Source organism: Enterobacter sp. PTB (genome assembly GCF_051130085.1).
Classification (GTDB): domain Bacteria; phylum Pseudomonadota; class Gammaproteobacteria; order Enterobacterales; family Enterobacteriaceae; genus Enterobacter; species Enterobacter ludwigii.
In genome coordinates this window covers 35,722-47,931 of sequence record NZ_JBDKEE010000017.1, presented here as the reverse complement: position 1 = coordinate 47,931, position 12,210 = coordinate 35,722, and the positions used below count along the sequence as shown (strand labels likewise).

The following is a 12,210-nucleotide window of genomic DNA, read 5'->3' as shown; positions in this document are numbered from 1 at the left end:
CTTTTCTGGAGGTGAGTATGACCAAAGTCGCGATTGTTACCGCATCGGATTCCGGGATTGGGAAAACCACGGCCCTGATGCTGGCTGAACGAGGGTTTGATATCGGCGTCACCTGGCATTCCGACGAAAAAGGTGCGCTGGGAACCTGCCGCGAAGTCGAGGCGAAGGGGCGGCGTGCAGAGGCGGTTCAACTTGATTTAAGCACTCTCCCGCAGGGGGCGCAGGCCATTGAAGCGTTAATTACGCGCTTTGGTCGGCTGGACGTGCTGGTCAACAATGCCGGGGCGATGACCAAAGCGCCGTTTCTCGACATGCCGTTTGAGGAGTGGCGGGGGATTTTTACCGTTGACGTGGATGGCGCGTTTCTCTGTTCACAGATCGCTGCGCGTCAGATGGTGAAGCAGGGAGAAGGGGGGCGAATTGTGAACATTACCTCGGTGCATGAACACACGCCTTTACCGGATGCCAGTGCGTATACGGCGGCCAAGCATGCCCTGGGCGGATTAACCAAATCCATGGCGCTGGAGCTGGTCGAGCATAACATCCTGGTGAATGCCGTTGCGCCAGGTGCCATTGCCACGCCAATGAATGATATGGACGACAGTGAAGTGAAGGCCGGTTCGATGCCCGCGATCCCGCTCGCGCGGCCGGGGCATACCAAAGAGATTGCCAGCCTGGTGGCGTGGCTGTGTGACGGTGACGCCAGCTATGCTACCGGGCAATCATTTATTGTCGACGGCGGTTTTATGCTGGCAAATCCGCAATTTAAGCCCGCCGGGTAGAAACTTTTCGCCCTCTCTTTGTGCGAGAGGGCGCCATTGCACTTACTCTTCATCCCGCGTCTTTTCCCGATGCTTCAGCCACAGCCGGACCGCAATTACCACCACGACAATCAGGATAACCCATGCCCAGTGCTTCAGATGCTGGTCAACATTATGCAGCCACGGACCAATCACTTCTCCACCCACATAACCGAGCGTGGTAAAGATCAGGGCCCAGGCAATCGCGCCAAGAATGTTCAGCGGCAGGAAAATTTTCGGCGGTAAATGGCTGGCGCCAATCAGTATTGGGCCGATAATCCGAAAGCCGTACATAAAACGGGTGCCAATCACGAACAGGTAAGGGTGACGCTGGATAAGCCGTTGGGCACGGTGAATTTTCTTGCGGTGCTTTGAAAAGCGCTTCAAAAGCGTAGGGCCAAAGCGCAGTCCCAGAAAGTAGAGCAGCTGATCGCCAATCATCCCGCCGAGTGCGACTGCGGCAACAACGAGTGGGAATTTGAGTAACCCCTGATGCGCGGCCACCCCGCCGAGCAGCGTGATGGTTTCTCCTTCCGCCACGCTGCCAACGACCAGTGCAGCGTATCCATAGTGTTCAATAAGACTGTTGATATCCATTACGTCAATGTCATCTCCCTTATTATGCCTCGGTTAATCATATACCCCATGAATCAATAACGGGGCAATCAACGGAAATTTCCCACTGTACATAAAATAATCTCAGGCCTGCATTATACTTAAGATATCGCTGACGGGCCGACAACAAGGGGGCGTTATGAACCATGTCTGGGGACTTTTCTCCCATCCCGATCGTGAAATGCATGTCATCAAAACGGAGAACGAAACGGTCTCGCATCATTACACGCATCATGTGCTGCTGATGGCAGCGGTGCCTGTAATCTGCGCGTTTATTGGCACAACACAAATCGGCTGGAACTTTGGTGATGGCACCGTGGTTCAGCTTTCCTGGTTTACCGGTCTTTCACTGGCCATTCTCTTTTATGGCCTGATGCTGGCGGGTGTGGCTGTCATGGGGCGTGTCATTCACTGGATGGCGCGTAACTATCCGCAACGTCCATCGCTGGCACACTGTATGGTTTTCGCCGGGTATGTCGCGACGCCGCTGTTCTTAAGCGGTATTGTGGCGCTGTATCCACTGGTCTGGTTGTGCGCGCTGATCGGTACTATTGCCCTCTTTTACACCGGTTATCTGCTGTATCTGGGGGTACCAACCTTCCTTAATATCAATAAAGAAGAGGGCCTGAGCTTCTCCAGTTCAACGCTCGCCATCGGCGTGCTGGTGCTGGAAGCGCTACTGGCTCTGACGGTTATTCTGTGGGGTTATGGATACCGTCTCTTCTAGGCTCACTGCATTGCTGGCGTAAATGCCAGCAATGCAGCATCTGTTCACGATTATCCTCTGGCGACAAAGCCCGGTGACCGCTATGATGCCGAAGCCAGCCTGCGTTTCTCCATCGACACAGGCGGTGTACGTCATAACGTGCGTGAATAATTATCAGAAGTCTCACCATGCTGAAATTCCGAGTCTCTTTACTTAGCCTGGCCCTGTTGCTGGGAGCGTCCGCTGCCGCGCCAGCGATCGCCAAAACGCCCGCCGTGACCACCGCTGCTGCCCAGCCGCAAATCGCTTCCGGCAGTGCGATGATTGTTGATCTCAACACCAATAAGGTGATTTACGCCAGCCATCCGGATCTGGTACGCCCGATCGCCTCGATTACCAAATTAATGACCGCGATGGTGGTGCTTGATGCACATCTGCCGCTGGACGAAAAACTGAAAGTGGATATCAGCCATACGCCGGAGATGAAAGGGATCTACTCCCGCGTGCGACTGAACAGCGAAATCAGCCGTAAAAACATGCTGCTGCTGGCGCTGATGTCTTCTGAAAACCGCGCGGCGGCGAGCCTGGCCCACCACTATCCGGGTGGCTATGACGCATTTATTCGTGCGATGAACGCAAAAGCCAAATCGCTGGGGATGACCAATACCCGTTACGTCGAGCCGACTGGTCTGTCGATTCACAACGTCTCCACGGCCCGCGACCTGACAAAACTGCTGATTGCCAGCAAACAGTACCCGCTGATTGGTCAGCTCAGTACGACCCGTGAAGAGATGGCGACCTTTGCGAACCCGGCCTATTCGCTGCCGTTCCGTAATACTAACCATCTGGTGTACCGGGATAACTGGAATATTCAGTTAACGAAAACCGGGTTTACCAACGCGGCGGGACACTGTCTGGTGATGCGTACCGTATTCAACGGTAAACCGGTGGCGCTGGTGGTGATGGATGCCTTTGGCAAATACACCCACTTCGCGGATGCAAGCCGACTGCGTACCTGGATTGAGACGGGGAAAGTGCAGCCGGTACCGGCCGCGGCGTTGACCTACAAAAAGCAGAAAGCAGAGCAGATGGCAACCGCCCAGAACGACTGAGCCGGATTGCTGATGACTGTGTTTTCACCCTCTCCCGCGGGAGAGGGTAACAGACCTCGCTGCGCCTTACTCCGGCAGCGTCCAGTCTCCGTCATTGAGTGAGCGCTGCATGATCACCGTATCCCGCCAGTCACCTTTCTTATACCCGACGCTGCGTAACTGACCGACGATTTCGAAGCCGTATTTCTTATGCAACCGTAACGAGCCGGCATTGTTGTTGCCATCCCCCACAACGGCAATCATCTGCCGCCACGGACCTTGCTCGCAGCGGGCGATCAGCGCATCCATCAGGACGGAGCCAAAACCACGACCGGTAGTACTCGCATCCACGTAAATCGACTCTTCCAGAGTGTAGCGATAGGCATGGCGCGGACGGTAAGGCGTCGCGTAGCAGTAGCCTACGACGATGCCGCGATACAGCGCGACAAGCCACGGTAAGCCGTTCTCGGCCACGCTTTTCATTCGCTGACGCATTTCATCAACGGTGGGGGGAACTTCTTCAAAGGATGCGCGCCCGTGAAGCACATGCCAGGCGTAGATAGCGGCGATAGCATGCACATCGTCGGGAAGGGCATCGCGCACTTCCACTTCGGTTTCGGATAAAATATCAACAGCCGACATGATGTGCCTGCTCCTCGTAACAGATGCCGGAGAAACGTTTCTCCGGCGACAGAACGCTACTCTAGTACGATTAAGGCGCGCTTAACAATCTCTCAAATTTGGCTGTGGGAATTAATCAGACGCTTGCGTCACGGGCTGCTCCGCGTCAGGACTCTCTTTCCAGTATTTATTCCGCGTTGTTTTACCAATGCCGGGGTTCATGCTGTTTGTGGGGTCATTCTCGCGATAAAACTGCTTAAGTGCGTCAGGAGCCTTATAAAGATGCCCCACGTTATGTTCCGCAGGATATTGTGCGCCTCGCGCGTGCAGCAGCGCGAGCATCTGCTCTTTCAGCGCGTGCGCATCCACCCCTTTCTTAACGATGTAATCCTGGTGGAAGACGTAGCACATAAAGTGGCCGTAATAGAGCTTGTGGACCAGCTTGCTGTCAATTTCCGGCGGCAGGTGTTCAAACCACTCGGTATCGTTGCGGCGAAGGGCGATATCCAGCGCCAGAATGTCTTCCACCTCGTCTGAATGCACCGCCTGATAACGAATGGCGGCACCCGCAGCGGCGAAACGGTGCAGGAAGGCTTTGCTGCCCTCTTCAGGGGTACAGGCAAAGAAATCGCCTTCGGCAGTTTTGAAGAATTCATTGAGCCAGGTTTGCGCTTCGGCAATTCCGTCCCCGGCCATTTTCAGCAGCAGGTGATGCTCGTACTTATCGCGCCAGGTTTTCATCCGCTCCGGCAGATGTGACGGGAAGACGTTGCCCAGTTTCTGCATAAAGCGGTCGGTAAAGTGGGGTTTAAACAGCGGCACTTTTTCCAGCATCGCGTCGGTACGGCCCTTCATGGTGAAGAAGAACGGCATTTTATCGGTGCCGAGCTTGTCGATCATCAGGAACGTATCTTTGCCGTAGCGTTCCGCGATGTCGTAAATATCACGGTGCATGTACTCGCCCGCCACCGGCAGGTGAGCGAACTCGCCCAGAATATGACGACGGATCTCGGTCAGCACGTCCGGCTGATTGGTGCCGATGTAGAACACCTGCTGTTTTTTCTCGGCCGGGAAGGTGTCGAGGCGCACGGCAAAAACAGCCAGCTTGCCCGCACAGCCTGAAGATTCAAACAAGCGGTCAGGGTCGGCGTTGTAACGTGCCGGGGTATCCGCTTCGATATCCCGCACGCGGGTGATGTAATCGTGGTCGTGAGCATGACGACCGTCGTGCTGGACGTCTTCATCTTTCACCCGATCGTCGTCGAGCTTACTCAGGATCTGCTCCGGCGTAACGCCAAGATCAATGCCCAGATGGTTGACCAGGGTCAGCTTGCCGTTTTCGTCAATACGGGCAAAAAGTGACATCTCGGTGTAAGCCGGGCCGCGCTGCACCAGCGAACCGCCGGAGTTATTGCAGATCCCGCCGATCACGGAGGCGCCAATACAGGATGAGCCAATGACCGAATGCGGTTCGCGTCCCAGCGGCTTAAGCGCTTTTTCAAGGGAGTAGAGCGTCGTGCCAGGGAACGCGAGCACCTGCTCGCCTTTATCCAGCAGATGCAGTTTGTCGAGACGCAGGGTGCTGATGATCACGATGTCACGATCGTAATCGTTGCCGTTCGGCGTTGAGCCTTCAGTCAGGCCGGTGTTAGCCGCCTGCATGAGAATAATTTTGTCGGCGGCCACGCAGGCGCTCAGGACGCGCCAGAGTTCAAGCAGCGTGCCGGGAAACACCACCGCCAGCGCCTCGCCCTGACCGGAACGAAAGCCCTTACGGTAGCGGGCGGTTTTTGCCGGGTCGGTAAGCAGGTGAGAGGAGCCAACCAGGCGCGACAGTTCGTTAATAAACGTCGTGTTATCGTGAGTTCGAACAGAAGACATCTTCCACTCCTTGTGGTGGGGCAAATTTCTCGCTGTAAAGCATAGCGCGATTAACTGTTAAGCGGTCTAGTATTCATGAGAAAAATCAGAGAATAACCCTGCAACGTTCTGAGGGTTTGTGGCACACTGCGCTTTTCGCACGGTCTGGCCGAGTTCTTCCGGCGGTTATTGATGAGAGAGTAAAACGACATGAAATGGCTATGTTCTGTAGGTGTCGCCGTCAGCCTGGCGCTGCAACCTGCGCTGGCAGAGGATTTGTTTGGCAATCACCCGCTCACGCCTGAAGCCCGGGACGCGTTTGTCACGGAATTGCTCAAGAAAATGACGGTCGATGAGAAAATTGGCCAGTTGCGTCTTATCAGCGTCGGCCCGGATAACCCGAAAGAGGCCATCCGCGAGATGATCAAAGACGGGCAGGTCGGGGCTATTTTTAACACCGTCACCCGCCCGGATATCCGCAAAATGCAGGATCAGGTAATGGAACTCAGCCGCCTGAAAATTCCGCTGTTCTTCGCCTATGACGTGGTGCATGGTCAGCGTACCGTCTTCCCGATTAGCCTTGGTCTGGCATCGTCCTTTAACCTTGATGCGGTGAAAACCGTGGGGCGCGTTTCTGCCTATGAAGCGGCGGATGATGGCCTGAATATGACCTGGGCACCGATGGTGGACGTCTCCCGCGATCCGCGCTGGGGCCGCGGCTCAGAAGGGTTCGGTGAAGATACCTATTTAACAGCCACGATGGGGAAAACCATGGTGGAAGCGATGCAGGGTAAGAGCCCGGCAGATCGCTACGCGGTGATGACCAGCGTCAAACACTTCGCGGCCTATGGCGCCGTGGAAGGGGGTAAAGAGTACAACACCGTGGATATGAGCCCGCAGCGGCTGTTCAACGACTACATGCCACCGTACAAAGCGGGGCTGGATGCCGGCAGCGGCGCGGTGATGGTGGCGCTGAACTCCCTCAACGGCACGCCGGCGACCTCCGATTCGTGGCTGCTGAAAGACGTTCTGCGTGACCAGTGGGGCTTTAAGGGCATCACCGTCTCTGACCACGGCGCCATTAAAGAGCTCATTAAGCACGGTACCGCCTCCGATCCGGAAGATGCGGTACGCGTGGCGCTCAAGTCCGGCATCAACATGAGCATGAGCGACGAGTACTACAGCAAATACCTGCCGGGGCTGGTGAAGAGCGGTAAGGTGACCATGGCGGAGCTGGATGACGCCACGCGCCACGTGCTGAACGTGAAATATGACATGGGGCTGTTTAACGACCCGTACAGCCACCTGGGGCCGAAAGATTCTGACCCGGCGGACACCAACGCGGAAAGCCGTCTGCACCGCAAAGAGGCCCGCGATGTGGCACGCGAAAGCCTGGTGCTGCTGAAAAACCGCCTCGACACGCTGCCGCTGAAGAAATCCGGCACCATTGCCGTGGTGGGCCCGCTGGCTGACAGCAAGCGCGACGTGATGGGGAGCTGGTCTGCAGCGGGGGTGGCCGATCAGTCCGTCACGGTGCTGACCGGTATCAAGAACGCCGTGGGTGAGAACGCGAAAGTGGTTTACGCCAAAGGGGCGAACGTCACCAACGATAAAGACATTGTCACCTTCCTCAATCAGTACGAAGAGGCGGTGAAGGTCGATCCGCGTTCGCCGAAAGAGATGATTGATGAAGCGGTGAACACCGCTAAGCAATCTGACGTGGTTGTCGCGGTAGTGGGTGAAGCGCAAGGGATGGCGCATGAGGCCTCCAGCCGTACCGACATCACCATTCCGCAAAGCCAGCGCGATCTGATTGCCGCCCTGAAGGCGACCGGCAAGCCGCTGGTGCTGGTGCTGATGAACGGTCGTCCGCTGGCGCTGGTCAAAGAAGACCAGCAGGCCGACGCGATCCTGGAAACCTGGTTCGCCGGTACCGAAGGCGGTAACGCGATTGCCGACGTGCTGTTTGGCGATTACAACCCGTCAGGCAAGCTGCCAATGTCCTTCCCGCGCTCGGTCGGGCAGATCCCGGTTTACTACAGCCACCTGAATACCGGCCGGCCGTACAACGCCGACAAACCGAATAAGTACACCTCCCGTTACTTCGATGAAGCGAACGGCCCTCTGTATCCGTTTGGTTACGGTCTGAGCTACACCACCTTCAAGGTTTCTGACGTCAAAATGTCTGCGCCGAGCCTGAAGCGTGACGGCAAAGTTACCGCAAGCGTCGAGGTGAGCAACACCGGTAAACGCGAAGGGGCAACGGTCATTCAGATGTACGTCCAAGATGTGACCGCCTCCATGAGCCGTCCGGTGAAACAGCTGCGTGGCTTCGAGAAGGTCAACCTGAAGCCGGGCGAAACCAAAACCATCAGCTTCCCCATCGACGTGGATGCGCTGAAGTTCTGGAACCAGCAGATGAAATATGATGCGGAGCCAGGCAAGTTTAACGTCTTTATCGGGGTCGATTCCGCCCGCGTTAATAAAGGCGAGTTCGAGCTGCTCTGACGTTTCCCTCCCTTGCATCCCCCGCTTTGCGGGGGATGCGTCTTACCTTATGTTAAAAAGGCATTTTGACGGTTAATTCCGCCGTTTTAAGCTACGCTTTTCTCTCAAGCCTCTGAAAAAGGCAGCAAAAAAATGAGGACAGTGGAATGACGATTGCAAAGGGGATGTTGGGTTCAGCGGTGTTACTGGCGGCGCTGAGTCTGCCATTACAGGCGGCAGAACCGGTAAAAGTGGGTTCCAAGATAGATACCGAAGGTGCGCTGCTCGGTAACATTATTCTGCAGGTACTGGAAAGCCACGGTGTTAAAACCGTCAATAAAGTCCAGCTGGGAACCACGCCTGTGGTACGCGGCGCGATTACCTCCGGCGAGCTGGATATCTACCCGGAATACACCGGCAACGGCGCGTTCTTCTTCAAAGATGAAAACGATCCGGCGTGGAAAAATGCCAAAGCCGGGTATGAAAAAGTCAAAAAACTCGACGCTGAGCAAAATAAGCTGGTCTGGCTGACGCCGGCGCCGGCCAACAATACCTGGACCATCGCGGTGCGCAAGGACGTGGCGGAGAAAGGAAAGCTGACCTCGCTTGCGGATTTGAGTCGCTACCTGAAAGAGAAGGGTGACTTTAAGCTTGCGGCTTCCGCTGAGTTTATTGAGCGTCCGGATGCGCTGCCGGCGTTTGAAAAAGCCTATGATTTCAAACTGGATCAGGCCCAGCTGCTCTCTCTGGCGGGCGGTGATACCGCGGTGACCATCAAAGCCGCTGCGCAGCAAACGTCGGGCGTTAATGCGGCGATGGCTTACGGCACCGACGGCCCGGTCGCGGCGCTTGGCCTGCAAACCTTAACCGATCCAAAAGGCGTCCAGCCGATTTACGCCCCGGCACCTGTCGTGCGGGAAGCGGTACTTAAAGCGTACCCGGATATTGCTGAATGGCTCAAACCGGTCTTCGAAAAGCTGGATGCAAAAACGCTGCAACAGCTGAATGCCAGCATTGCCGTTGAGGGACTGGATGCCAAAAAAGTGGCCGCCGATTTCCTGAAACAACAAGGGCTTGTGAAGTAACAGGACAGGGCTGTGCCAATAAAATGTCATAACCGCGTACTGCTGCTGTTGGCCTGTGTGGCCATCGCGGCGGTCGCGTTACCGTTTGTGAATGTGGCCCCGAATCGCCTGATGTCGGGGGAGAGTCGCTCGCTCTGGCAGGTCTGGTCATTTACGCCGTGGTTACTGGTGACGGCGCTGGGCGCGTGGGTTGCGTTGTCGCTCTGGCAAGGACGCACGGCTCAGTGGCTGACGCTGCTGCTTTGTGAAGGGCTGTTTATCGCCTTATTCTGGGGAGGCGGGCTTGCAGCAACGCACATGACCTCGGCGGAAAGTCCGCTGGCAAGAACCTCTGTGGGTAGCGGTTTGTGGCTCTGGCTGGCGCTGTGTCTGCTGGCCTGCAGCGATGCTATTCGCCGTCTTATCTCAACATCCGTCTGGCGCTGGATACTCAATGCCCAGATATGGTGTATTCCATTGCTGCTGCTGTTTAGCGGTGAGCTGAATAATCTCTCGCTGTTAAAAGAGTACGCCAACCGTCAGGAGGTGTTTAATGACGCCCTGGCGCAACACCTCACGATCCTCTTCGGCACCCTGATCCCGGCCTTACTGCTCGGCATACCGCTGGGTATGTGGTGCTATCGCCACCCTTCACGTCAGGGCGGGGTGTTTGCCGTACTGAATGTGATTCAGACTATCCCGTCCGTCGCTCTGTTTGGCCTGTTGATTGCTCCGCTGGCCGGGCTGGTGAAGTCGTTCCCGGTGCTGGGAACGATGGGGATCGCCGGAACCGGTTTAACGCCAGCCCTTATCGCGCTGGTGCTCTATGCGCTGCTGCCGCTGGTGCGCGGCGTGGTGGCCGGGCTGAGCCAGGTCGCGCCGGACGTGCTGGAAAGTGCCCATGCAATGGGGATGAGCGCGAGACAATGTTTCTGGAAGATCCAGTTGCCGCTGGCTTTGCCCCTGCTGCTGCGCAGCCTGCGGGTGGTGGCGGTGCAAACCGTTGGCATGGCGGTGATTGCGGCGCTGATTGGCGCGGGCGGCTTTGGCGCGCTGGTTTTCCAGGGGCTGTTGAGTAGCGCCCTGGACCTGGTGTTATTGGGCGTGGTGCCCACGATTGCGCTGGCGGTTGTCATCGACGCGCTGTTTGCCTTATGGCTCGCGCTGCTCAGGAGAAGAGCCAATGATTGAATTTCACGATGTCAGTAAAACCTTTGCGGGTCGTCCGGCGGCAAGCCATCTCAACCTGAATTTTGCCGAGGGCGCATTTTCCGTGCTGATTGGCACTTCGGGGTCGGGAAAATCCACCACCCTGAAGATGATTAACCGCCTGGTTGAGCATGACAGCGGTCTGATCCGCTTTGCCGGAGAAGAGATCCGCAGCCTGCCTGTGCTGGAGCTGCGTCGTCGTATGGGGTATGCCATCCAGTCCATCGGCCTGTTTCCGCACTGGACGGTCGCGCAGAACATCGCCACCGTGCTGCAGCTGGAGAAATGGTCGCGGGCAAAAACTGCCGACCGGGTTGATGAACTGATGTCTCTGCTCGGGTTAGAACCTGCGCTGCGTGAACGCTACCCGCACCAGCTTTCCGGAGGCCAGCAGCAGCGGGTGGGCGTGGCGCGTGCGCTGGCGGCCAATCCGCAGGTGTTATTGATGGATGAACCCTTCGGCGCGCTGGATCCGGTCACGCGCGCCGCACTGCAGGCGGAAATGACCCGCATTCATCGCATTCTGGGGCGAACAATCATTCTTGTGACGCACGATATTGATGAGGCGCTGCGTCTGGCCGACCATCTGGTGCTGATGGACCATGGCGAGGTGGTGCAGCAGGGGACGCCGCTTGAACTGCTGACCTGGCCGAAGAACGATTTTGTGCGTGAGTTTTTTGGCCGCAGCGAGCTGGGCGTCAGGCTGCTCTCGCTGCGTACGGTCAGCGACTATATGCGTCGACAGGACGCGACTGTGAGTGGCGAGCCTCTGCAGGAACAGATGAGCTTGCGGGATGCGCTTTCGGCGTTTGTTGCCCGCCAGTGTGAAGTGTTGCCCGTTGCGGATGCCCGTGGCGCGCCAAGTGGCACCCTGCATTTTCGCGATCTGCTGGCAGGGGAGGTGACACGTGAAGGCACTTCGTGATCCGCTGCTCTGGCTGGTCGTGCTCTTTGTCGCTTTGCTGTTTCTGATGCCGCACAGCGCGGCGCTGTTTAGCACACTCTTCCCCGACTTGCCGCGCCCGGTGTATCAGCAGGAGAGTTTTATTAATCTTGCCCTGGCCCATCTCTGGCTGGTGGTGCTCTCAAGTGCCATCGCTATTGTACTGGGCGTGGGGGCGGGCATCGCGGTCACGCGGCCCGCGGGACGGGAGTTTCGCCCGCTGGTGGAGACCATTGCGGCGATTGGCCAGACGTTTCCGCCGGTGGCGGTGCTGGCGATTGCAGTGCCGGTGATGGGCTTTGGTCAGCAACCTGCCATCATTGCGCTGATTTTATACGGTGTGTTGCCCATTCTGCAGGGTACGCTGGCCGGTATTGCGGCGGTACCTGCGTCGGTACTGAGCGTTGCTGAAGGGATGGGGATGAGTCGCGCAGAGCGGCTGCGCAAAGTTGAACTCCCCCTGGCGGCACCGGTCATCCTTGCGGGGATCCGTACGTCGGTGATCATTAATATCGGGACGGCGACCATTGCGTCGACGGTGGGAGCCAATACCCTGGGAACGCCGATTATCATCGGCTTAAGCGGGTTCAATACGGCCTATATTGTGCAGGGGGCGTTGCTGGTCGCGCTGGCGGCAATCGTCGTCGATCGCGTTTTTGAGCGTCTGGCGCAGTATCTCAGCCGACACCGCCACGAACAATAAACGAATACCCGGCCAGCATCACGCCGCCGATACCGCTTACGGCCATCAGAACAAAAAGGGTAATTACGGCCAGTTTGGTTGCCTTCATCATGTGCTCCTGTTGTTAACGGA

Annotated in this window: 12 protein-coding genes; 8 read left to right on the top strand and 4 right to left on the bottom strand. The window is 56.9% G+C overall.

Going from position 1 to position 12,210, the window contains the following annotated elements; translation table 11 throughout:
* Positions 1-17 precede the first annotated feature (17 nt).
* Entirely contained in the window at positions 18-782 is a 765-nt protein-coding gene (locus AAIR21_RS19275; protein ID WP_183516144.1) for an SDR family oxidoreductase, read from the top strand.
* Positions 783-824: 42 nt separating this feature from the next.
* On the opposite strand, the gene AAIR21_RS19270 is transcribed toward AAIR21_RS19275, so the two are convergent.
* Entirely contained in the window at positions 825-1,397 is a 573-nt protein-coding gene (locus tag AAIR21_RS19270) for a DedA family protein (RefSeq protein WP_020883206.1), read from the bottom strand.
* Between the two features lie 157 nt (positions 1,398-1,554).
* Here AAIR21_RS19270 and AAIR21_RS19265 point away from each other — a divergent pair, with 157 nt between their 5' ends.
* The gene (locus tag AAIR21_RS19265) at positions 1,555-2,142 is read left to right on the top strand and encodes a Yip1 family protein (RefSeq protein ID WP_014170891.1); all 588 of its coding nucleotides are present in this window, start codon (positions 1,555-1,557) and stop codon (positions 2,140-2,142) included.
* Between the two features lie 167 nt (positions 2,143-2,309).
* Entirely contained in the window at positions 2,310-3,233 is a 924-nt protein-coding gene (gene pbpG / locus AAIR21_RS19260; RefSeq protein ID WP_014170890.1) for a D-alanyl-D-alanine endopeptidase, read from the top strand.
* Positions 3,234-3,299: 66 nt separating this feature from the next.
* Here the strand turns inward: pbpG and AAIR21_RS19255 are convergent, their stop codons facing one another.
* Both AAIR21_RS19255 and dld read right to left on the bottom strand, forming a co-directional pair.
* Positions 3,300-3,854 (bottom strand): GNAT family N-acetyltransferase, encoded by a 555-nt coding sequence (locus AAIR21_RS19255; protein WP_014170889.1) that lies wholly within the window; start codon positions 3,852-3,854, stop codon positions 3,300-3,302.
* Between the two features lie 111 nt (positions 3,855-3,965).
* Complete coding sequence (dld, locus tag AAIR21_RS19250) at positions 3,966-5,714, bottom strand: D-lactate dehydrogenase (RefSeq protein WP_050737097.1); 1,749 nt, start codon at positions 5,712-5,714, stop codon at positions 3,966-3,968.
* Between the two features lie 189 nt (positions 5,715-5,903).
* Here dld and bglX point away from each other — a divergent pair, with 189 nt between their 5' ends.
* The 5 genes from bglX (at position 5,904) to AAIR21_RS19225 (ending at position 12,099) form a co-directional block, all read left to right on the top strand.
* Positions 5,904-8,201 carry a beta-glucosidase BglX gene (gene bglX / locus AAIR21_RS19245; protein WP_183516145.1) on the top strand — a complete coding sequence of 766 codons (2,298 nt, stop codon included), beginning with the start codon at positions 5,904-5,906 and terminating at the stop codon, positions 8,199-8,201.
* Positions 8,202-8,347: 146 nt separating this feature from the next.
* Positions 8,348-9,265: a glycine betaine ABC transporter substrate-binding protein OsmF gene (osmF, locus tag AAIR21_RS19240; protein ID WP_014170886.1), complete on the top strand. Its 918-nt coding sequence runs from the start codon at positions 8,348-8,350 to the stop codon at positions 9,263-9,265.
* Between the two features lie 12 nt (positions 9,266-9,277).
* Positions 9,278-10,435 (top strand): ABC transporter permease, encoded by a 1,158-nt coding sequence (locus tag AAIR21_RS19235; RefSeq protein WP_025203650.1) that lies wholly within the window; start codon positions 9,278-9,280, stop codon positions 10,433-10,435.
* Positions 10,428-11,378 (top strand): ABC transporter ATP-binding protein, encoded by a 951-nt coding sequence (locus tag AAIR21_RS19230; RefSeq protein ID WP_020883212.1) that lies wholly within the window; start codon positions 10,428-10,430, stop codon positions 11,376-11,378. The genes AAIR21_RS19235 and AAIR21_RS19230 overlap by 8 nt, the downstream gene beginning before the upstream one ends.
* A complete protein-coding gene (locus AAIR21_RS19225; protein WP_025203651.1) occupies positions 11,362-12,099 on the top strand; it encodes an ABC transporter permease in 738 nt (245 codons plus the stop codon). The genes AAIR21_RS19230 and AAIR21_RS19225 overlap by 17 nt, the downstream gene beginning before the upstream one ends.
* On the opposite strand, the gene AAIR21_RS19220 is transcribed toward AAIR21_RS19225, so the two are convergent.
* Entirely contained in the window at positions 12,074-12,187 is a 114-nt protein-coding gene (locus tag AAIR21_RS19220; protein WP_010433613.1) for a protein YohO, read from the bottom strand. The genes AAIR21_RS19225 and AAIR21_RS19220 overlap by 26 nt on opposite strands.
* Between the last annotated feature and the right edge of the window lie 23 nt (positions 12,188-12,210).